Below are 22,472 nucleotides of genomic sequence, written 5' to 3' on the forward strand. Positions count from 1 at the left end.
TATAAATACCCAGCAACTCGCTGCAAAAATCAGCTCGAAAGATCAACACGCCCTATTTATACCTCATACAGCTATCAATAAACATGATGTGTAGGGTTCACTTGTTGATGAATCATAATAATCAGTTCAAGTTGTGTTTATCTCGATTAACCACTTTTCTGCTGTGTACGATGGTGACCGTGGTTATGCACATGACGGTTTGGGGTTGGTAAACGGCGAGCAGCAGATACAGTTGAAGTTTGGGCTTGTGAATACATAAAGGCACCTCCTCTAAGACATCGTGAACTACATATTCACTTTAATACTATGAAAGAAAGGTGCCAATTTTTAGGAGTAGAAGGAAATTAATTATTCCCTCTATTATTACGCTTCTTCGCTCGCTAGCGTTGCTGAGCGGTGGAATATCCTAAGTTGTTGAATTTCCTCTTTCCAGATAGTCGAATCAATGGTTTCTAAAATGAGAGGGATACCATTAAAGCGAGAATCAGAGGCTATATACTCAAAACAATCCCAGCCTATTTCGCCTTTTCCTAAAGAATGATGTCGATCGACTCGACTCGCGAACTCAGCTTTTGAATCATTGATGTGCATTGCTCTTAGATAGTGCATACCCACGATGCGGTCGAACTCAGCAAAAGTATGCTCACACGCTTCTTTTGTCCGTAGGTCATAGCCAGCAGTAAAGGTATGACAGGTATCTAAACACACGCCGACGCGTGACTTATCTTCTACTTGGTGGATGATCTCTGCTAGGTGCTCAAACTTCCAGCCAAGGTTCGTGCCCTGCCCTGAGGTATTCTCAATCACCGCAATCACATCAGGCACCGCTTGGTGAGCCAAGTTAATCGACTCAGCGATCTTAGCCAAACATTCGCTTTCTGAGATTTTCTTTAAATGACTCCCAGGATGAAAATTCAAAAGCGTTAGTCCAAGTTGATTACAACGCTCCATTTCATCAATAAAAGCCGCACGTGATTTCTCTAGCTTCTCTTCTTCTGGTGCTCCTAAGTTAATAAGGTAGGAATCATGAGGAAGGATGTGTTCAGCGCTAAAACCTAACATTTTACAGTTGGCTTTAAAGGCGCTGATGGTTTTGGCTTCTAGCGGCTTTGCTGCCCACTGTCTTTGGTTTTTGGTGAACAGTGCAAAAGCATTGGCGCCAATCTCTCTTGCGCGTATTGGCGCCTGATCAACACCGCCTGCAGCAGACACATGCGCACCAATAAACTTAATATTAGTTTCAGGTTTTGAAGATGAATTATTGTTTGTCATTAAATCACTTTACACTTTCAGGATGCTTAATAATTAAAGGGTCGTATCACTTACAGGTCAATAAAAACACAACAAATGTAGTAAATTTACAACAAATTCCAATGTTAAATATTTTTTATACTTTAAAATATTTTGTAATTGCTTTGTTTTCAAAGGTTTTATTGATTTAACTCAAAGTAATCACCTTGAAAAAAATGAGGTTTTTGGTTGTTTTTTGACTTAAATCAATATTAAACTACCACAAACTAGGTATATATTACTCAGCTCAATAAAATTCGAAAGTTAACACCATAATCAAACCACATAAAGTGGACTAGGAGATAGTTATGATCCAAGGTATTCAAATTACTAAAGCAGCAAACGACGACCTACTAAACTCAATCTGGCTACTAGACAGCGAGAAGAACGAAGCTCGTTGTGTTGTTGCTACTTCAGGTTTCGAAGCTGACCAAGTTATCTCAGCAGCAGACCTAGGCGAGTACGAAAGCCGTGAAGTTGCTATCGAAGCAGCACCACGCATCGAAGGTGGTCAACACCTAAACGTTAACGTTCTTAAGCGTGAAACGCTAGAAGATGCCGTTGCTCACCCAGAGAACTACCCACAGCTAACTATCCGTGTATCGGGTTACGCTGTACGTTTCAACTCTCTAACTACTGAACAACAACGTGACGTTATCGCACGTACGTTCACTGAGTCTCTATAATTTTTAGAGCTTGAATTAGAATACAAAAACGGCGCTCATTGAGCGCCGTTTTTATTTGTTCAACAATACCGGTGTAGGTTACGGTTGAACTCGACGAAGCACTGCTTTTAGCGCTTCAAAATCGTTATCTAGATCTTCAGACAACAACTCCATCACCGCGTGCTTAGCCAGCGGGCCAGGAAGTTCAATGTCAGTACCTAAGATGTCATCAACCACTTCTTTGAATTTAGCCGGGTGTGCCGTACATAAGAACAGGCCTGTCTCATTCTCTTGCAGTTGCTCTTCCAATAGACGGTAAGCAATCGCACCATGAGGTTCACACAGGTAGCCTTGAGCTTTTAGGTCGCGCACTGATTCAGCACTCTGCTCATCAGATACTTTACCTTTACCCAAAGTATCCAGTCCCCAACCTTTCAGTTGGCAAAGCTCTTCGATACGTGGCCAGTTGTTTGGTTGGCTCACATCCATCGCGTTCGATGTTGTCGCAACGGTTGGCTTTGGATCCCATTGACCTGTTTCTAGGTAACGAGGAACCGTGTCATTTTCATTGGTTGCTGCAATGAAGCGTTTAACTGGTAAGCCTAGCGCTTTCGCTAATAGACCCGCAGTTAGGTTACCAAAGTTACCACTTGGTACAGAGATAACCAGATTTTCACGTTGCTCTTTGGTTAGCTGAGAAGCCGCCTCAAAGTAGTAACAGATCTGAGCCATCAAACGGCTGATGTTGATTGAGTTTGCTGAGTTCAAGCCAATCTCTTTGCGCAGTTCAGCGTCGTCAAACGCGTCTTTTACTAGTGCCTGACACGCATCAAAATCGCCATCAATCGCGACAGTATGAATGTTCTTACCTAGCGTACAGAATAGCTTTTCTTGCAGTGGGCTGATCTTGCCTTTCGGGTATAGGATAACAACGTTGATGTTTTCCATACCGTAGAATGCGTGTGCAACCGCAGCGCCAGTATCACCCGATGTTGCCGTTAAGATAGTGATTTGACCACCATCAGAAACCGCAGCCAAAGATTGAGCCATAAAACGGCCACCGAAATCTTTAAATGCTAACGTTGGACCGTGAAACAGTTCAAGTGCGTAAACGCCGTCTTTCACTTGGTTGATCGGTGCTGGGAATTGGAATGCCGCATCCACTAGTTGATCAATCTGTTCCTTTGGTAATTCATCACCAATTAGAGCAGAAAGAATCTTTGAACTACGAGGGACAAAGTCCTCTGCAAGTAGTGCATCGATGTCATCGAACTTAGGCAGCTCTGATGGGAAAAATAGACCTTGATTACGACCTAGACCTTGACGAACGGCTTGGCCAAAAGAGACTTGCTCATCGTTTTCTTTGATGTTGTACAGCTTCATAACTCACTTCCTGTAACGATCGAACCTTGTTTATCTAAGCGACAAACGTGGACGAATCCTTCTTCATTTTGTACGTAATTTTGTTCTAACCAGCGTGCAACACGCTCGGCGACATCTTGTTCTTTGCAAATGCTAAATAGCGTAGGGCCACTACCAGAAATTCCAGTAGCTAATGCTCCTGCTGACGTTGCATATTTACGTGCATCAGCAAACCCTGGAAGCAGTTTCTCACGATATGGTTCAGCAATCACGTCTTTGATCATCTTAGCGGCTAGCTCCGGCTGACCAGAGTGACAAGCATGAATAAAGCCCGCTAAATGACGACCATGGGCAATCACATCTTGACGGCGATACTGAGAAGGCAAGATCTCTCGTGCTTCGGCCGTTGAAACCTTGATGCCCGGATACGCCATTACCCAATACCAATCGTCAAAACATGGAACCTCTTGGCTAATAATGCCAAGCTCTTCCAACATTAATTGCACACCACCAAGGTAACATGGCGCTACGTTATCGTAATGTATGCCACCTGAAATCTTACCTTCCATTTCACCCATCAGAGCAAGCAGTTCAGTTTCATTCAACGGTTGGCCATGAAAACGGTTCAAGGCATCAAGCGCCGCAACAATTGAACATGCACTTGATCCTAAACCAGAGCCGATAGGCATGTTCTTCTCTAGCGTCATCTCTAGATACTTAACTGAGATACCTTTCTTGTCTAACTCGCGAGAGAACACAACCCAGCAGTCGTAGACAATATTTTCTTTGGTTTCAGTTGGCAGCTTAGAAACAAAGCTGCCTGCTGTTTTTAGCGAGAATGGTTCATCACCGGCTTTAACCATTACTCGGTCACCAAGCAATGTGCCATCCACTGGAGACACAGCGGCCCCCAGCACATCAAAACCTACACTGACATTGCCGATTGATGCAGGAGCATAAACAACAACATCCATATCACTTGAACTCATTCCTAAACTCCTAATTTCCAACCAAGAGTACGCATCACATCAGAGAATACGCCTGCTGCTGTAACTTCAGTACCTGCACCGTAGCCACGCAGAACGAGCGGGATTGGCTGGTAGTAACGGCTGTAGAATGCCAGAGCGTTCTCGCCATCTTTAATCTTAAACATTGGGTCATCGCCATCAACAGCTGCGATACGAACCTTACATTTACCTTCAGCGATCTCACCCACATAACGAAGTACTTTGCCTTCTTCTGCTGCGATAGCTGACTGCTCTTTGAAGTATGCATCCGCTTCTGGCAAGCGAGCCATGAACTCGTCAACTGTACCTGAGTCATCAAAACCCGGTGGCAATGCTTGGTCAACTTCAACATCTTCAAGCTCAAGTGCCATACCCGCTTCACGAGCAAGAATAAGCAGCTTACGCGCAACGTCCATACCAGACAGATCATCACGAGGATCCGGCTCAGTGAAGCCGTTATCTTTAGCAATGTTGGTTGCTTGGCTGAGTGTCATACCCTCATCCAGCTTACCGAAGATGTAAGACAGTGAACCAGAAAGAATACCGTTGAACTTCTCAAGCTCATCACCTGCAGAGATTAGGTTCTGTAAGTTTTCGATTACCGGTAGACCTGCGCCTACTGTTGTCTCGTACATCAACTTACGACGAGAGTTACGCGCCACTTCACGAAGCTGATGGTAGTAAGCCATGCTTGCTGTGTTGGCTTTTTTGTTTGGTGTTACAACGTGGAAACCAGCCGCTAGGAAATCTGCGTATTGTCCTGCAATACCTTCGCTAGACGTACAATCAACCAACACAGGGTTGATGATGTGATTACGTTGAACAAGTGCCGCTAAACGCGCTAGGCTAAACTCTTCTGTCGCACTCGACATACGATCACGCCACTGTTCTAGCGGTAGACCATCGCTGTCTAGCAGCAAGCCTTTGCTGTTTGCTAAACCACATACGCGAATCACGATGCCTTTTTCAGCCAGTTTGCCTTGTTGACGTTGGATCTGGTCAACAAGCTCACCACCAACACCGCCAACACCGACAACGAAGACGTCAAGGAAGTGCTTAGAGTTAAATAGGTTTTCATGACACGCTTTGATTGCTTCTGAGATTTTATCTTCCGGGATAACCGCAGAGATAGCGCGCTCTGAAGAGCCTTGAGCAATAGCAACGATGTTAACGTTCACTTCAGCTAAAGAAGAGAAGAACTGAGAAGCAACGCCACGTGATGTACGCATACCGTCACCCACCAGCGTCACAATCGCAACATCATCCATGAACTCAACTGGCTCTAATAGGCCATCTTTAAGTTCGAGTTCAAACGCATCTGATAACACTTGCTTCGCTTTCACTTTGTCAGCCGATTCAATACAGAAGCTGATGCTGTACTCAGAAGAAGATTGAGTAATAAGGACAATAGAAACGCCTGCAGAAGACATCGCGCCGAATACACGACTCGCCATGCCTACCATGCCCTTCATACCTGGGCCTGATACGTTAACCATCGTTAGGTCACTTAGCGTAGTGATACCTTTGATCGCCAGGTTATCTTCGCCAGTGTCTTGGCCAATCAAAGTGCCTGCACCCTGTGGGTTGAAGCTGTTTTTGATCAGACATGGAATATGGAATTGTGCGATAGGTGCGATTGTTTTCGGGTGTAGAACTGAAGCGCCGAAGTAAGAAAGCTCCATCGCTTCTTGGTAGCTGAGTGATTTAAGAAGACGGGCATCATCCACTAAGCGTGGGTCACAGTTGTAAACGCCATCGACGTCAGTCCAAATCTCACAGCAATCAGCACGTAGACATGCCGCTAGAACTGCAGCTGAGTAGTCAGAGCCGTTACGGCCAAGCGTTACTAACTCGCCTTTATCATTACCAGCAGTAAAGCCCGGCATGATATTTACGTGACCTTTAGGAAGCGGTGATTGGCGGAAGTTCTGAGTTGAAACATCCACATCCACCATGGCTTCAAGATGATCACCTTGAGCATAGAGGTATTCCACAGGGTCAATCAGGCTTGCTGGTTGGCCTTTCGCTTCCAGCACCGCTTTCATTAGCTGGATTGAAACTCGCTCACCTTTACTAATGATACGAGCATTTACGTGATTCGGGCACATGCCCAGTAGGTTAATACCATTCACGAACTGCTTAAGTTGAGCAAGAGAGGTATCGACTTGCTCTTGAAACGCAGAGCCATCTACTGACGGCAATACCGCTTGAATCTCTGCAAACAGCGCAGAAAATGATGATTCGATCTCTGAAATCTGTGTGTCAGCTTCACCGTTTTTCAGTGCAGCTTCAATAACAGCGACCAACTTATTGGTTGTTTTTCCTGGAGCCGATAGTACAACGGCTAGCTCTTCTTGCTGGGCATTATTAGCGATGATATCAGCTGCTCGTAAAAAACGATCTGCATCAGCTAATGATGAACCTCCAAACTTTAAAACGCGCATCCCTTTCTCCATAAGTCATAAAAATGGTACAAAAAAAGGCCTGTATCTTGTTGGATACAGGCCTTTTTTTTAAAATCCGTTACTTAGCAGCCTGCCCCAACAATGTGAATGTCGGTAATAATAATGGTGGTGGTCATTACTAGGTGGCTTACATGCTGCATATCAAATTCTCTGCTTGTGCTTTACTCTACGTGTATCAATTTTTACTACTATGCGTCAATGAAAAGTTGCGTTTTTTTTACATTCACACCGTTTTTCAGAGCAAACCTTCATTTAAGAGATAAAACACCCTGCATCAACCTGCCATTCAGAGAGTGGATTAACTCATCAAACAAACAGAAGTAATCAGTTGCATATATAGTCATAACAAAATGCTCTATCGATAGTACAGCGAACATACAAGTCCTGTGCTTTAATTGAACAATAACGTTCGAAAAACAATAATAATGACATCAGGAGTGGGAAATGAAGAGATTACTTATTCTTTTAGTCTTTGCTATGCCTGTTGTTTGTTCAGCGAACAGTTTACCGCTACTGAGCAGTTTGCCTTTGCTCCCCAGTCAAATCGATAGCTCTGCCCATAAGTTTTTTATCTCCACGCAAAGTGCATCGAGTGAAAGCTTTGATACTTGGACAGTAGACAGTGGTTATTCTTATAGCTTGTTTTCTGATGTGGATCTTTATGTCGGTACACGAATCAACACTGCTGCACTGAAATATGAGAGTGGATTCTTGAGTGGTGTTAGTTATCAGTTTTCCGAAAGAGTCTCTTTCAACAGCTCTCTACACACCTATAACAATGAAACAGAAGACAGTGATAAATCGGTAGCCGCAGAGCTTTCCAGCCGCGTGCAGCTAACCGACAATCTAGATATGCATGCCACCCTTGATTATGAAGAGTGGCAACAAGGTGTTGAGGTAGGATTAGGGTTTCGCTTCTAATCTATCCCACTTCTTTATTGATGAGCCCGTTAAGATTCAATCAACAATTCCGTTGAAATTAACACACCATTCCAATCGGCATAAATGTAATCACCGGGCTGAATCAGTTGATTGTGTATAGAGAGCGTCACATTCACTTGCCCAACACCGTGCTTCTCGGTTTTAAATGGAGAGGCTCCGAGAGCTTGAATACCAAGATCCATCTGCGCCATCATCGCAACATCACGCACCGCACCATTCACAATGACGCCTTCCCAACCATTTTCGATGGCTAGAATAGCCAATTGGTCGCCAAGTAACGCTTTTTGACACGAGCCATTACCGTCTACAACGAGTACTTTGCCGCAGCCATCGGTCTCTAAAACCTCACGAACCTTGGAATTATCGTGATAACAACGAACTGTTACAATTTTTCCCCAGAACGCACCACGCTGGCCGAAGTTCTGTAATGGCATATTCAGTAGCGTGACTTTGCTTTCAAACTCATCACATAAGTCAGGTGTTATATCGTGCATATATCCTCCGTGAGTAAGGCAAACCTATTAAGTCAGGTGAGCCTCTATGCTTTTATATATTATTAAAATTAATCCTTTTTTTTCATTGCTCTATGCCCAATTTAATACGAAATAAAAGTTGATTGAGCATCTTTATCTACTAGACTCTAAGGATAGCTTTCAGCTTCCTTGGTTCATAGTCCGGTCTTTAGCAAGCAAGATGTGCGAAATATCTCGAATAATCATTCTTATTTTGGTGCTAAATAGTCACCATAACATTGGTTAAGTTGTAGCCATACTATTAAAGTTTGTTGCGATACGGCAATTGATGTAAATCAACAAAGTGAATGGAATTAACATTCTCGCGTTGTTAGCATGCTGTTAACATTATAGAATCCTCTTAAATCACTAAAAGAATGATTGAAAGGCGTACTGGATCTACGTTATTGGGCAATACTTCAAGGAAGGCAGATAGCTGGAAGTAAGTGTTTTTTTGAAAACTTTAAGTTATCATCAAAAATACATTACCTGTATGTTATGTTTTGCCTAGAATTTATTCTATTAGCACAGTTTCGTCACAAATTTAGGTACCGCCAAATGCAAACCCCGCAGATTCTTATCGTTGAAGATGAGCAAGTAACTCGTAACACTCTAAAGAGTATTTTTGAAGCAGAGGGATATGCTGTTTTTGAGGCTAGCGACGGTGAAGAGATGCACCAAGTGCTATCTGATAACCAAGTTAACCTTGTAATTATGGACATCAACCTTCCAGGTAAGAATGGCCTACTACTTGCGCGTGAACTACGTGAGCAAGCAAATGTAGCGCTTATGTTCTTAACTGGTCGTGATAATGAAGTTGATAAGATCCTTGGCCTAGAAATCGGCGCTGATGACTACATCACTAAGCCTTTCAACCCTCGTGAGCTGACTATCCGTGCACGTAACCTTCTTAACCGTTCAATGAGCACAAGCTCTGTTCAAGAAGAAAAGCGTAGCGTTGAGAAGTACGAGTTCAATGGTTGGGTACTAGATATCAACAGTCGTTCTCTGGTTAGCCCAGATGGCGAAGGCTACAAGCTACCTCGTTCAGAGTTCCGTGCTCTACTTCACTTCTGTGAGAACCCAGGTAAGATCCAAACACGTGCAGACCTTCTTAAGAAGATGACTGGCCGTGAGCTTAAGCCACACGATCGTACTGTAGACGTAACAATCCGTCGTATTCGTAAGCACTTTGAATCTGTTTCTGGTACACCAGAAATCATCGCGACGATTCACGGTGAAGGCTACCGCTTTTGTGGTGACCTAGAAGACTAATTCGATTCGCGCTTCTGGCCGTTTAGTTCTTGCCGTCGATTAGCACTTCTAAACCGATAGCACTCTAACCAGTTAGTACTTATAAACAGTTAGTACTTCTAGCAATCGAAGCGTGAACAATCGTTATTAAAAAGGGAGAATGCCAACGCATTCTCCCTTTTTTATTGTTCATTGTTCGCTAAGGTTTTAGTAAACCGTATCTACCTTCACGTCTTTCTCGACTAACCACTTCACGGTTTCGCCATCTTTGAGTTCAATCGCAACATCAACAGGCTTATCACTGTCGATCTCTAACTGCCATACAAAAGCGACTTCCCACTGCGTTTCACTATGTGTTCTTAAATCTAGATCGTCAGCCGTTACCAACAAGGTATCTGCACCCTGTTTAACCGTCACACTCTCAACCGCAAGTGTTGCTGGTAATTGTGAGTCAGACTCTAGGTAGATAGCACCATGCAAAGTCTTATCTTGAGCCTCCCCAATCGTAGGCATTTTGTTGTGCCACAGGTTGCTTTTCATTGTGACTGTCGCTGCAGATACTTCGACTTGATTATCTTGCTGCCATTCTACTTGTGGCGCAGAACAACCCGCTAATGCTACTACACATGCGGCAAATGCTAATTTTTTCATCATTCTTCTACCTTTGATTTAACCAACTCTTTAAGACTTCAATATCATTTTGGTATTCGTTATTTATTTCATCAACCCAATCTGAAATGTTCTCCCACCACGCAGGCATATCTGGAGATTGAGCTTTCTGAGCAACTTGCTGTATGCGTTTCAGGCCAATGGAACCTGCTGCACCTTTAATCTTGTGTGCCTCAGAAACGATACTGCCTTGATCTTTCGCAACCATATTGGAATTCAATATTTCCATATATTCCGGCATCATATCTTCAAACATCACGATGCTATCCAAAACAGGTTTCGACCCGACAATGTCAACATAAGACTCTAGCATATCAATATCAAGCAAAGTGGTATCAATCGTTGAAAGAGCCGGCTTACTCGCTGTTACTTTCTCAACACCTGCTACTTTTTCAACATCCTTTGCTATATCAATACCCTCGGCTTTCTCAATAACCTCTGGGGCATCCTCAATCAACTCGCTGATGACATCCTGGATTGCACGAACCGACAGTGGTTTACTGATCGCTTCATCCATGCCTTTCTGGAAATACTCTTGCTTATTGTTTAATACATTCGCGGTTAATGCCACCAAAGGCGGCAATTGGCTATATTTCTCGCGGTAGTATTGGGCAATGTCGAAACCAGTCATATCTGGTAACTGGATATCCAGTAATACCAAATCATAATCTTTCGGGTTGAAAACGATTTGTGCCTCTTTACCCGTCATTACGACTGTCACTTCATGCCCTAGGCTTTCAAGTAAAGAACGAGCTACTGTGATATTGAGCTCAATGTCTTCGACCATGAAAATCTTAAGGTTGGACTGCTTTCTTGGCGTTTTGATCAGAGCCTGAGTATCGTGATTAACTGGAACTCGAATCGAAACCGTAAAGGTACTACCAAAACCCTCTTCACTGGTGACTTCAATGTGACCATCCATCATATTGATCAGCTGTTGAGATACAGCAAGACCAATTCCGGTACCGACAGCGTGTAAATTGTCAGTTCCCGATTTCACCTGATAGTACATCGCGAAGATCTTCTCGATTTCACTTTCAGGGATACCTATCCCGGTATCTTCTACTTCCATCGTGATGTTGGCAAAATCGCCATCAATTTCTGCGCTGACCGTCATCACGACACCACCATCTTTGGTGAACTTCATCGCGTTGCTTACAAGATTCCACAATACCTGTCTAAGACGAGTACCATCCACCTCAACTGCAGAAGGGAGATCGGACAATCTTTCTAGATCAAACCTCAACCCTTTCTGCTCTGCCATTAACGCAGAAATACTTTCGATCTCAACAACGAAATCTTCAAAATTGATAGGGGTTGGGAATAGCTCAAGCTTACGGCGGTCGAACTTATCCATGTCGATAATATCGTTAAAGATATTACCCAATGTTACCGCGCTCACCTTGATGGTTTGCATCTGCTTACGCTGCTCGGTCGTCAGCTGGCTATCCAATAACATGCGGCTCAAGCCGATGATGCCATTGAGCGGTGTTCTTAGCTCGTGGCTAATGGTTGAGATAAAGGTGGTCTTATCGCGGCTGGCTTTTTCTAGAGACTCTTGGTGCTCTTTACGCTCAGTGATATCGCGGCCGAAACCGACTAAACCTAAGTGGCGGCCATCTTTGCTGTAGAAAGGCACCTTACGCAGTTCGAAGTAACTCTTGCGACCATCTGGGTATTCAAGCCATTGGTCATAAGTCAGTGCTTGGTTGTCAGCAAAGACTTTCTTGTCGGTTTCAACAACTTGCTGGGCTACCTCTTTACTGTAGACATCCCAAGGCGTCAAACCGACTAGCTCTTTTTCTGTTTTGCCCGTGAGTTCTTCAACCGCTCGGTTGCAACCTGAAAACACCCCATCTTCATTGCGATAATAAATGAGGTCAGGCGAGGCATCGATAAACGAGCGCAACAGTGCCGTTCGTTCTGCTAATTCAAGCTGAGTTCGCTCACGCTGAAACACTTCGTTCTCAAGATCATGCATTGCTTCTGCACGCGCTTCTTCTGCTTTTTCACGATCTTCAATTTCTTGATTGAGCTTTTCGATATTGAGTTGCAGTTTATTGTTGAGTTCTTGATCTCGCTCTCGCATGTCACCCAACTTAGAGACCAATTTAGCCAACCTTTGACGAGACTCTTCCAGTTGATCGACCACGACTGAAAGAAAATAGACCGCCCAAGGTGTGATCACTAAACCGAAGAAAACCGAACGGACAATGTCGATATCATCAACATTACCTTTGAGTGCGAGGGTGATACCGACTTGTACAACAACAGCAAGGGCAACAAGCGCTAGGGCGAGTAAGATAGAAAAGCGGACAATCCCCAATTTTACGAGCAGATCCACGTAATACTGGGCAAGATTTTTCATGGGTTTCATTTAGCGCTCCACGCGATAAGACTAGCAACATTCTACCTTGTTTGAAGATAGTAGGTAAGCTAGCTACATCACACGCAGCAAGAGATTAGCGGTAATATCGAAGGTTAATCAACCAATATTAATACTAACCAAGCAATATCAATACTAGCCAAGCCACATAAATATTAACCAAGTAATATAAATGCTAAATAAGACAAAGACGGAGTCACTAAGTTACCCATTCTATAAAGTTAGTGAATAGAGTATGGATGCACTATCGAACGATTTCGACCATCAGATTTCGCTTGATACAACGCACTGTCAGCCAAGGCAACAGCAGACTCCATTTCGTCATCAGGTGTTGGTATATAAGAGACAATACCAATACTCACCGTGATGAAGTCTGACACTGTCGACTTCTCATGAGCTAATCCTAGTTTTTGCACTTCATCATGAATTCGACGAGCGACCATAAGCGCACCTTCTGTGGTTGTGTTTGGGAGAATAAAGCCAAACTCTTCACCACCGTATCGAGCCACGCAATCCGAAGAGCGATTCAACACCTGCTTAAAGGCTTGTGAAACCTGAATCAAAGCATCGTCACCTTGTTGGTGTCCATAGAAATCGTTATAGCCTTTAAAGAAGTCGATGTCACACAGCATAATCGTCAACGGCAATTTCTCACGCACATGATGATGCCACAATGTAGACAGCTGCTCATCGAAGCGACGTCGATTGGATACCTGAGTTAAACTATCCATAAAACTGAGGCGCTCAAGCTCTAAATTGGCTTCTTCAAGTTTCTGCTCGGCGAGGTAACGTTCTGTGATATCACGTGCCATGATCAGTACACCATTGGTACTCGATGCAGGGTCTCTAAAAGGCGACTTCACTACATCATACCAAGTAAACTCTCCATCACTTGAAACCAGTTTGTCGATGTAACGCAACGAGTTACCTTGATGAAGCACTTGATGATCACTCTCTGATACGCGCATATAAATGCTATTTGGTACTACGTCTTGTAGACGTTTACCCACTAAATCACTGACTTCAGAAATACCCAACGCTGCCACAAATGGCTTATTACACGCCTGGTAAACCATGTTTTCGTTGAAGATACCAATCGAGTCAGGGCTCGCTTCCAAGATGTTTTGTAAAATGGTGTCACGTTGTGCAAGTGCAACTTCAGTATCTTTACGCTTTTCCATTTCCCCACGCAGTTGTTGCTGCATGTCATGCCAATCCGTCACATCGTGACTTATCGAGAGCGTACCTATGGTTTCCCCACTTTGCGAGAGCAAAACACTTTGATAGGTTTCAAGGAGACACCCCTTACCATCTTGGTCTGTGGTCCATGAGCGCTCACTGACACGACCTTTTAAGGCACCACTAGACACACTTAAAGTGCCCTCTTCAGGGCGACCATGCCAAAACTTTTTAAACGCTCGATTACTCGCGACCAATTCACCCTTTTGATCGATGACATAGACCAACTCAGATAAAGAATCCAAAGCGGTACGAGCAACATTGAGATCACGAACCTCTTGGGAAATCTCTTCGTTGGTACTTTTATAAGGGGAAGCATGTATCATCCAAGCCTTTCTACTTCTAAAGTGGATCTTACGACCCACCAAGTTGATCTTAAAAGATTCAAATTCAGAAAGAACCCAAGACGAGAGATATTCAAACGTTCGAGAGTTGATGTGATCAGTGAGGTAATGACGAAAACTATTCTCAGCTTCCACTGTTGGAAAACGAAAGTGAGTACCTATTTGGCGGATACCAAGCAACTGCATGGCTTGGCGATTGGCGTACAAGATCTCGCCACTTCGGATGTCAACAAAATAAAGAGGTGAAGGTGTAGCAAGAAGAAGCTGTTCAATATATGACTGGTAACGTAAATAAATATGCCAGCAGATGAGACCTATCAGCAATAGAACAACGATATATATACCGTAGCCATACGCCCTATCCCATAACCAAGTCATTACCAGTTCCATCTGCTCTCAATCTATACTTATAAATTCTGTGAGGGAAATGTTACCACTATTTGTTGGTTTTATCTGCTGTTACCTACAGTCACCCATCCCTATCAATTGGTCGCGTTTAAAACAGGTTGCGTGTACTCGAATGCAAAGCCTGTTTTAATGCCTTGTGCGCCGGTTTTATCAAGCGAACGACCAATCTCAGTCATCGCCAACCAACGGTTCTCACACCATAAAGGGGAGAGTAGTGTCGGGCGTCTCGCCGCAGAAGATACACGATGATAAACCACGTCCGCTGGTGTGCGTTGAATGATCTCACTCGCGATATCAATGTACTCCTCAAGGCTTGGTGCTTCTAGCTTTCCTGCCTTCCAGGCTTTAGCCATAGTACTGCCTTCAACAATATGAAGCCCGTGAAGCTTGATACCATCAGTGCCAGCTGCTAATACCTTCTCTAGAGTTTCAAGGTTATCCACTTTGGTTTCTTTGGGCAGGCCGACAATAAGGTGAGTACATACCTTGATTCCTAAAGCACGTGCGCGCTGGGTGATCGTTTCATACACAGTGAAATCGTGTCCGCGGTTAATTCGCTTGAGGGTTTTATCATTGGCTGTTTGCAGGCCGAGCTCTAGCCAAATTTCGTAACCTTGCTTAACGTACTCCGCGAGCAGGTCCAGTACTGCATCAGGCACGCAGTCTGGTCTCGTGCCAACACAAAGGCCAACAATCTCTGCTCCGGGTGCTTTTAGAGCCTCTTCATACATATTCTTGAGTACCTGCACCTCAGCGTAAGTACTGGTGTACGCCTGAAAATAAGCAAGATACTTCTTGGCACGAGCGATTTCACCCGCACGATCTGTTAATTGATCAGCAATACTTTGAACTTGAGTTTGTTCATCGGCAAAAGAAGCTACGTTGCAGAAGGTACAACCGCCACGGCCAATTGTCCCGTCTCGGTTTGGGCAACTAAACCCACCGTGAAGTGTCAGCTTGTGAACCTTCTCGCCATAACGACGTTGGAGATCTTGGCCGATAGTATTAACTAACTCGTGTAATTGCATATTTTCAAAGCACTCAAGTAAATAAGAATGAATATCAGTCTTTTTTGAAAAAAAATTACATCCCTGCAAAATTCGACCAATTAGTTTACGCAAGGATTTTTGCGAGCAACCTATCAAATATCAATAAACATGCAAAAAATAAGCTCTATTTGCCTAATGTTGCACATTTGTTAGGCATTAAATTCAAAACAAAACGAAAAAAATGGTCTACATCGGTTAACTTTCATTGCAATTCGCCTAGACAAAATTGTAGGATACTTACACATATTGGCTATTTCTGAGTGTTTACTTACATCGAAAACTTGCCAATAAGTCGGTGATATCTAACTCCCACCTATATAAACCACTAGTTTGTGGTTAAAAATAAACAGGTATCACTAAGGATTGTTTTTCTCGCAATACTTTTCCTGCGAGATACGGAAAGGATTCAAACCGCCAGCATAGGCAGGTTTAGACCCATAAATATAAAAGGACAAGGCTGACTTTATACAAATAAGTTGCGCCTAGATTTAACTGGAAGGATGTATCTATGGTAGATCAAGAGCAGAACTCACAGGGTCTGTATACTCCTGAATTGGAGCATGACGCTTGTGGTATCGGTTTTGTTGCTCATCTTAAGAATCGCAAATCTCATGATGTAGTAACTCAAGCACTCGATATGCTTGCACGTATGGAACACCGTGGCGGCCAAGGCTGTGATCCGTGTTCTGGTGATGGTGCAGGTATCCTGCTACAGAAGCCACACGAATTCTTACTAGAAGAAGCCGTAAAGCTTGGAATTAAACTGCCATCTTTTGAAAAATATGGTGTTGGTGTTGTACTTTTCCCTAAGGATGAATACAAACGTGCACAGTGTCGTGACATTCTAGAACGCAATGCACAGCGCCTTGAGTTAGAAGTGATCGGTTACCGAGAACTTCCAACTGACAATTCAATGATTGGTGCTGACCCACTAAGCACTGAACCTCAATTTGAACACGTATTTATTTCTGGCGGCCCTGGTATCACACCAGAAGAGCTTGAGCGTAAACTGTATGTTCTACGTAACTACACTGTTCGTGTATGCCTAGAAAGCGTGTCAAACATCGGTGACGACTTCTACATCAACTCTATGTCTTACAAGACATTGGTGTACAAAGGTCAGCTAACAACAGAACAAGTTCCTCAGTACTTCCTAGACCTGCAAAACCCAACTATGGTGACAGCTCTAGCACTTGTACACTCTCGCTTCTCTACCAATACATTCCCTCGTTGGCGTCTGGCTCAGCCTTTCCGTTACATAGCGCATAATGGCGAAATCAATACGGTTCGCGGCAATCTAAACTGGATGAAAGCACGTGAAGCAATCCTAGAGTCGGATCTGTTTACACAAGCTGAAATCGACATGCTGCTTCCTATCTGTCAGGAAGGTAGCTCGGATTCATCAAACTTCGATATGGCGCTTGAGCTACTTGTTCTTTCAGGTCGTACTTTGCCACACGCATTAATGATGATGATCCCTGAAGCATGGCAAGAAAACAAAAACATGGATCCAACTCGTCGTGCGTTCTACCAGTACCACGCGAACGTAATGGAACCATGGGATGGCCCAGCTTCTGTCTGCTTCACTGATGGTGTTCAAGTTGGTGCAACGCTTGACCGTAACGGTCTGCGTCCTTCTCGCTACACAGTAACGAAAGACGACTTCCTAGTGATGGCGTCTGAATCTGGTGTTGTTGAGATCGCTCCCGAAAATGTTGAATACCGTGGTCGTTTACAACCAGGTCGTATCTTCGTTGCTGACCTTGAGCAAGGCCGCATCATTTCTGACGAAGAAGTGAAAGACGGTATTGCTAAAGCACAACCCTACGAAAAATGGGTTGAAGAGAACCTTCTGAGCTTGAAAAAGCTACCTGATGCGAACAACGAATTTAACCAACCTTCTCCAGAAAAGTTGCTTCATAAACAACAATCGTTTGGTGTGAGCTCTGAAGAAGTAAACGAAATCATTCTACCTCTTGCAAAAACAGGCTACGAGCCACTTTCTGCAATGGGCGCTGACTGGCCGCTAGCGATTCTTTCTCATCAATCGCAGCACCTTTCAAACTACTTCAAGCAATTATTTGCACAAGTAACAAACCCGCCAATCGATCCGATTCGTGAGCGTATGGTTATGTCTCTGAACACTTACCTAGGTAAGGATCAGAACCTACTTGCTGAAACGCCTGAACACTGTCAAAAAGTAGAACTTGAGTCTCCAGTTCTGTCTAACTCTGAGTTAGAGAAGCTACGTGCAATCGATAACGAGCACCTTCAAGCGAAGACGCTGGATATCGTATTCCAAGCAAACGGAGACAACGGTAAGTTAGAGCGCGCACTTAAGCGTATCTGCCAATACGCAGAAGACGCTGTGATTGATGGCTACTCTATCATCCTACTGACAGACCGTGCGGTTAACTCTACCCACGCCGCTATTCCAGCAATGCTGGCAGTTGGCGCGGTTCACCACCATCTTATCCGTAAAGGTCTAAGAGCTAAGTGTGACATTGTTGTTGAAACGGGCGATGCTCGCGAGACACACCACTTTGCAACGCTAATCGGCTACGGTGCGAACGCAGTTAACCCATACCTAGTTATTGAAACGATTGTTGAACTGCAACGTACGAAGAAGCTAGATCCAAACGTACACCCACGTGAGTTATTCGATAACTACCGTAAAGGTGTCAACGGCGGTCTACTGAAGATCTTCTCTAAGATGGGGATCTCTACGCTACAGTCTTACCACGGTGCGCAAATCTTTGAAGCACTTGGTGTAAGCAAGTCAGTGGTTGAAAAATACTTCACTGGTACTGTTTCTCGTATCCAAGGTCTAACGATCGATGATATCGCACGAGAAGTGCTAGTTCGTCACCGTGTTGGTTACCCAGCTCGTGAAATCCCAGCTCAGATCCTTGATGTTGGCGGTGTTTACCAGTGGAAACAACGTGGCGAGAAGCACCTATTCAACCCTGAAACGATTTCTCTACTTCAAGAGTCGACGCGTAACAAAGATTACGGTCAATTCAAGAAGTACGCAAAAGCAGTTGATGACCAAGGCGACAACGCAGCAACGCTACGTAGCCAACTGGATTTCATCAAGAATCCTGCAGGCTCTATTCCTCTAGCGGAAGTAGAACCCATCGAGAACATCCTTAAGCGTTTCGCAACCGGCGCAATGAGCTTTGGTTCAATCTCACATGAGGCTCACTCAACACTGGCTGTTGCAATGAACCGCATTGGCGCGAAGTCAAACTCAGGTGAAGGTGGTGAAGATCCAGCTCGTTTCGAACGTAAAGAAAACGGTGACTGGGAGCGTTCAGCAATCAAACAGGTGGCTTCTGGTCGCTTTGGTGTGACGTCTTACTACCTATCTAACGCTGATGAGCTGCAAATCAAGATGGCTCAAGGTGCAAAACCTGGCGAAGGTGGTCAACTACCTGGTGATAAGGTTGATGATTGGATCGGTGCAACACGTCACTCGACTCCCGGCGTAGGTCTTATCTCTCCACCGCCACACCACGATATCTACTCAATCGAAGATTTGGCTCAGCTGATCTACGATCTGAAAAACGCGAACCGTAACGGCCGTGTCAACGTGAAGCTAGTATCAGAAGCAGGCGTAGGTACGATTGCATCGGGTGTAGCAAAAGCGAAAGCTGACGTGGTACTTATCGCAGGTTTTGATGGTGGTACGGGTGCATCTCCTATGTCTTCTATCCGTCACACCGGTCTGCCTTGGGAGCTGGGTCTAGCGGAAACTCACCAAACACTACTGAAAAACGGCCTACGTAACCGTATCGTTGTTCAGTCTGATGGTCAGATGAAAACACCACGAGACCTTGCAGTAGCAACGTTACTTGGCGCTGAAGAATGGGGCGTAGCAACAGCAGCTCTAGTGGTTGAAGGCTGTATCATGATGCGTAAGTGTCACAAGAATACATGTCCTGTTGGTATCGCAACACAAAACAAGACCCTGCGTGAGCGTTTCGACGGCCGCGTAGAAGACGTAGTAACGTTCTTCCAATACATGGCAGAAGGTCTGCGTGAAGTAATGGCTGAACTTGGCTTCCGCTCTATCGATGAGATGGTTGGTCAATCGCACAAACTTAAAGTTCGTGATGACATCGGTCACTGGAAGTACAAGAACCTCGACCTAACACCTGTACTGCACATTGAGCAGGCACGTGAAGACGACGGTATCTACAACCAGAGACAACAAAACCACAACCTAGAAGATGTTCTTGACCGTAAACTGATTCAAGCTGCCATTCCAGCGCTTGAGAAAGGCGAAGCCGTGAATGCGACCTTCCCTATCATCAACACGGACCGCTCTGCGGGTACGATGCTATCGAATGAAATTTCGAAAGTTTACAAAGATCAAGGTTTACCACAACCAATGAACGTTAAGTTCTACGGTAGTGCTGGCCAATCTTTCGGTGCGTTCCTTGCGAAAGGCGTAAAATTCGAAGTAGAAGGCGACGCGAACGATTACTGGGGTAAAGGTCTGTCTGGCGGTACGTTGGTACTGTACCCAGATGCGAAATCTTCTATCGTTGCGGAAGATAATATTGTGGTTGGTAACGTATGTTTCTACGGTGCAACCTCAGGTGAATCTTTCATTCGCGGTATGGCTGGCGAACGTTTCTGTGTTCGTAACTCAGGTGCGAAGGTTGTAGTTGAAGGTGTTGGTGACCACGGTTGTGAATACATGACAGGTGGCGCGGCAATTATCCTTGGCTCAACGGGGCGTAACTTTGCTGCAGGTATGAGTGGCGGTGTCGCTTATGTTTGGGATAAAGCAGGCGACTTCGAAACCAAGCTCAACGCAGAACTTGTAGACCTAGATCCAATTGAACAAGAAGATAAAGATCTTCTACTAGATATGCTAACGAAGCATGTTGAATTCACAGGAAGTGAAGTTGCTCAGTCTTTCCTAGACAACTTTGAAGTAAGTGTCGCATCACTAGTTAAAGTAATGCCACGCGACTACAAAGCAGTTCTTGAGAAGCGTAAAGCTGAAGCACAACAGGCACAAACGGAAGAAGTGGAGGCAGTATAATGGGTAAGCCTACTGGATTTTTAGAACACGGTCGTGAGCTTCCAAAAAAGCTCGACCCGTCAGTTCGAATTGAAGACAACAAAGAGTTCGTACTTAACGAAGAGTTTGGTGAAAAGATCAGTACTCAAGCATCTCGTTGTATGGACTGTGGCGTACCTTTCTGTCACAACGGCTGTCCGATTGGTAACATCATTCCAGAATTCAATGACGCGGTTTATCGTGACAGCTGGGAAGAGGCTTGGAACATTCTAAGCTCTACCAACAACTTCCCTGAGTTTACAGGTCGTGTTTGTCCTGCTCCTTGTGAAAGTGCCTGTGTTCTTGGCATCAACCAAGACCCAATCACTATCTGTAATATCGAGAAAACGATTGTAGAAACTGCGTACCGTGAAGGGTACGCAAAGCCTAAGACACCACGCTCACGTACAGGTAAAACTGTCGCAGTTATCGGTTCAGGTCCTGCTGGCTTAGCCGCAGCTGAGCAGTTAAACAGCGCAGGTCACTCTGTAACGGTATTTGAACGTGACGAGAAAGTCGGTGGTCTACTTCGCTTCGGTATCCCAGATTTCAAACTGGGTATGGACGTGATTGATCGTAAGATCAACCTAATGGCTGAAGCTGGCGTTGAGTTTAAAGTCAATCAACACATCGGTGTTGATGTTAATGCTCAACAGCTACGCCAAGAATTTGATGTAGTATTGCTAACGGGTGGTTCTACGGTTCCACGTGACTTGCCAATCCCAGGTCGTGAGCTGAAAGGCGTTCACTTTGCCATGGAATTCCTTGGTCAAAACAACCGCCGTGCCAACGACTTAGATCTTAAGACAGAAGAACTTCACGCTAAAGATAAGCACATTGTGGTTATCGGTGGTGGTGATACGGGTTCTGACTGTGTGGGCACATCAAACCGTCATAAAGCAGCAAGCATTACTCAGGTTGAGATCATGCCGATCCCACCAGAGAAACGTCCTGCAAATATGCCTTGGCCTCAATACCCAATGATCATGAAAACGACCACTTCTCACGAAGAGGGTTGTGAACGTCATTGGAACATCCTGACTAAAGAGTTCATCTCTGACGATAACGGTAATGTAACCGGACTTCGTATCGCTGACATCGTTTGGCAAGACGCAAAACCAGGCGAACGTCCAGGTTTTGATGAAGTAGCGAACTCTGAACGTGTTATTCCGTGTGACATGGCATTCCTTGCAATGGGCTTCTTACACCCAGAGCCAACAGGTGTGCTTGCTCAGCTAGACATTAAACTGGACGAGCGCGGTAACGTTGCTTCTGAAGGCTTTGCGACCAACCAGAAAGGCGTTTTCGCTGCTGGTGATATGCGTACTGGCCAGTCTCTGGTTGTACGTTGTATTAACGAAGGTCGTGAATGTGCAATTGCCATTGATGACTTCTTAATGGGCAACTCAAACTTAGAAGCGAAAGCTGATTCACTCATGCTTTCCGCATAATATTTCTCAGGCTAATGTCGTTGACGTTAGCCTAGGGAAAAAGCAACACCCTTCCTAACTTTTATATTTGGCTAGCACTCGATGCTAGCCTTTTTTCTATCTAGCCTTTCACTCTTTCTCAATTACTCCTACTGCATATGTTAAATCCCGTTAACATCTAGCTTTTATATGCCATTGATCTTCATCGACTATTTTAGATTATTACGTGGCTAATCGCGTTTACACATGATAATTAACCATGAACTTGACCTTAAACACAATTAGCTATACGTTGTAAAGCTGATGAAAATAAAACCAATCGGTTTTGTTAACACAACCAATAACGTTTTAGCTAGCTAAAAACAAACTATAAGTT

Annotated in this window: 14 protein-coding genes and 1 other annotated feature; of the genes, 5 read left to right on the forward strand and 9 right to left on the reverse strand. The window is 44.4% G+C overall.

The window, feature by feature from the left end:
* Positions 1–363: 363 nt before the first annotated feature.
* Positions 364–1,272, reverse strand: coding sequence for a deoxyribonuclease IV (gene nfo / locus ACED28_RS02235; RefSeq protein ID WP_371709190.1), 909 nt, complete (start codon positions 1,270–1,272; stop codon positions 364–366).
* Positions 1,273–1,598: 326 nt separating this feature from the next.
* Between nfo and grcA the strand changes: the two genes are divergently transcribed.
* Positions 1,599–1,976, forward strand: a complete 378-nt coding sequence (grcA, locus tag ACED28_RS02240) for an autonomous glycyl radical cofactor GrcA (protein WP_009848415.1) — start codon at positions 1,599–1,601, stop codon at positions 1,974–1,976.
* A gap of 78 nt (positions 1,977–2,054) precedes the next feature.
* Here grcA and thrC read toward each other — a convergent pair whose 3' ends face one another.
* Genes thrC through thrA form a run of 3 tightly spaced genes read right to left on the reverse strand, consistent with a single transcriptional unit; the run spans position 2,055 to position 6,768 of the window.
* A complete protein-coding gene (gene thrC / locus ACED28_RS02245) occupies positions 2,055–3,338 on the reverse strand; it encodes a threonine synthase (protein WP_017098329.1) in 1,284 nt (427 codons plus the stop codon).
* On the reverse strand, positions 3,335–4,291 hold the full coding sequence (thrB, locus tag ACED28_RS02250) for a homoserine kinase (protein WP_371695269.1): 957 nt from the start codon (positions 4,289–4,291) through the stop codon (positions 3,335–3,337). Before thrB ends, thrC begins: the two co-directional genes overlap by 4 nt.
* A 17-nt stretch (positions 4,292–4,308) precedes the next feature.
* A complete protein-coding gene (thrA, locus tag ACED28_RS02255) occupies positions 4,309–6,768 on the reverse strand; it encodes a bifunctional aspartate kinase/homoserine dehydrogenase I (protein WP_371709191.1) in 2,460 nt (819 codons plus the stop codon).
* Positions 6,769–6,797: 29 nt separating this feature from the next.
* Positions 6,798–6,916, reverse strand: a sequence feature (Thr leader region).
* A gap of 317 nt (positions 6,917–7,233) precedes the next feature.
* On the opposite strand from thrA, the gene ACED28_RS02260 reads away from it, so the two are divergent.
* A complete protein-coding gene (locus ACED28_RS02260) occupies positions 7,234–7,710 on the forward strand; it encodes a hypothetical protein (RefSeq protein ID WP_009848411.1) in 477 nt (158 codons plus the stop codon).
* 29 nt (positions 7,711–7,739) lie between these two features.
* Here ACED28_RS02260 and ACED28_RS02265 read toward each other — a convergent pair whose 3' ends face one another.
* Complete coding sequence (locus ACED28_RS02265) at positions 7,740–8,225, reverse strand: putative 4-hydroxy-4-methyl-2-oxoglutarate aldolase (protein WP_017098326.1); 486 nt, start codon at positions 8,223–8,225, stop codon at positions 7,740–7,742.
* A 576-nt stretch (positions 8,226–8,801) separates the two neighbouring features.
* On the opposite strand from ACED28_RS02265, the gene arcA reads away from it, so the two are divergent.
* Positions 8,802–9,518 carry a two-component system response regulator ArcA gene (gene arcA / locus ACED28_RS02270; protein ID WP_004741534.1) on the forward strand — a complete coding sequence of 239 codons (717 nt, stop codon included), beginning with the start codon at positions 8,802–8,804 and terminating at the stop codon, positions 9,516–9,518.
* A 186-nt stretch (positions 9,519–9,704) separates the two neighbouring features.
* Here arcA and ACED28_RS02275 read toward each other — a convergent pair whose 3' ends face one another.
* The 4 genes from ACED28_RS02275 to ACED28_RS02290 all read right to left on the reverse strand — a co-directional run bounded on the left by ACED28_RS02275 (position 9,705) and on the right by ACED28_RS02290 (position 15,571).
* On the reverse strand, positions 9,705–10,148 hold the full coding sequence (locus ACED28_RS02275) for a hypothetical protein (RefSeq protein ID WP_012603236.1): 444 nt from the start codon (positions 10,146–10,148) through the stop codon (positions 9,705–9,707).
* A 7-nt stretch (positions 10,149–10,155) separates the two neighbouring features.
* Positions 10,156–12,543 carry an aerobic respiration two-component sensor histidine kinase ArcB gene (arcB, locus tag ACED28_RS02280; protein ID WP_371709192.1) on the reverse strand — a complete coding sequence of 796 codons (2,388 nt, stop codon included), beginning with the start codon at positions 12,541–12,543 and terminating at the stop codon, positions 10,156–10,158.
* Between the two features lie 230 nt (positions 12,544–12,773).
* Positions 12,774–14,525 carry a diguanylate cyclase domain-containing protein gene (locus ACED28_RS02285; RefSeq protein ID WP_371709193.1) on the reverse strand — a complete coding sequence of 584 codons (1,752 nt, stop codon included), beginning with the start codon at positions 14,523–14,525 and terminating at the stop codon, positions 12,774–12,776.
* 92 nt (positions 14,526–14,617) lie between these two features.
* On the reverse strand, positions 14,618–15,571 hold the full coding sequence (locus tag ACED28_RS02290; protein WP_371709194.1) for a TIGR01212 family radical SAM protein: 954 nt from the start codon (positions 15,569–15,571) through the stop codon (positions 14,618–14,620).
* 529 nt (positions 15,572–16,100) lie between these two features.
* Here ACED28_RS02290 and gltB point away from each other — a divergent pair.
* Together gltB and ACED28_RS02300 are read left to right on the forward strand one after the other, a co-directional pair.
* Positions 16,101–20,648: a glutamate synthase large subunit gene (gene gltB / locus ACED28_RS02295; RefSeq protein ID WP_135382880.1), complete on the forward strand. Its 4,548-nt coding sequence runs from the start codon at positions 16,101–16,103 to the stop codon at positions 20,646–20,648.
* A complete protein-coding gene (locus ACED28_RS02300; protein WP_017098322.1) occupies positions 20,648–22,117 on the forward strand; it encodes a glutamate synthase subunit beta in 1,470 nt (489 codons plus the stop codon). Before gltB ends, ACED28_RS02300 begins: the two co-directional genes overlap by 1 nt.
* Positions 22,118–22,472 lie beyond the last annotated feature (355 nt).

This window comes from Vibrio sp. 1F253, from assembly GCF_041439295.1.
Classification (GTDB): Bacteria; Pseudomonadota; Gammaproteobacteria; order Enterobacterales; family Vibrionaceae; genus Vibrio; species Vibrio tasmaniensis_A.

Excerpts from the sequence above, each read along its gene's own strand:
- nfo (WP_371709190.1), bottom strand. The coding sequence starts at position 1,272 with ATGACAAACAATAATTCATCTTCAAAACCTGAAACTAATATTAAGTTT.
- grcA (WP_009848415.1), top strand. The coding sequence starts at position 1,599 with ATGATCCAAGGTATTCAAATTACTAAAGCAGCAAACGACGACCTACTA.
- thrC (WP_017098329.1), bottom strand. The coding sequence starts at position 3,338 with ATGAAGCTGTACAACATCAAAGAAAACGATGAGCAAGTCTCTTTTGGC.
- thrB (WP_371695269.1), bottom strand. The coding sequence starts at position 4,291 with ATGGATGTTGTTGTTTATGCTCCTGCATCAATCGGCAATGTCAGTGTA.
- thrA (WP_371709191.1), bottom strand. The coding sequence starts at position 6,768 with ATGCGCGTTTTAAAGTTTGGAGGTTCATCATTAGCTGATGCAGATCGT.
- ACED28_RS02260 (WP_009848411.1), top strand. The coding sequence starts at position 7,234 with ATGAAGAGATTACTTATTCTTTTAGTCTTTGCTATGCCTGTTGTTTGT.
- ACED28_RS02265 (WP_017098326.1), bottom strand. The coding sequence starts at position 8,225 with ATGCACGATATAACACCTGACTTATGTGATGAGTTTGAAAGCAAAGTC.
- arcA (WP_004741534.1), top strand. The coding sequence starts at position 8,802 with ATGCAAACCCCGCAGATTCTTATCGTTGAAGATGAGCAAGTAACTCGT.
- ACED28_RS02275 (WP_012603236.1), bottom strand. The coding sequence starts at position 10,148 with ATGAAAAAATTAGCATTTGCCGCATGTGTAGTAGCATTAGCGGGTTGT.
- arcB (WP_371709192.1), bottom strand. The coding sequence starts at position 12,543 with ATGAAACCCATGAAAAATCTTGCCCAGTATTACGTGGATCTGCTCGTA.
- ACED28_RS02285 (WP_371709193.1), bottom strand. The coding sequence starts at position 14,525 with ATGGAACTGGTAATGACTTGGTTATGGGATAGGGCGTATGGCTACGGT.
- ACED28_RS02290 (WP_371709194.1), bottom strand. The coding sequence starts at position 15,571 with ATGCAATTACACGAGTTAGTTAATACTATCGGCCAAGATCTCCAACGT.
- gltB (WP_135382880.1), top strand. The coding sequence starts at position 16,101 with ATGGTAGATCAAGAGCAGAACTCACAGGGTCTGTATACTCCTGAATTG.
- ACED28_RS02300 (WP_017098322.1), top strand. The coding sequence starts at position 20,648 with ATGGGTAAGCCTACTGGATTTTTAGAACACGGTCGTGAGCTTCCAAAA.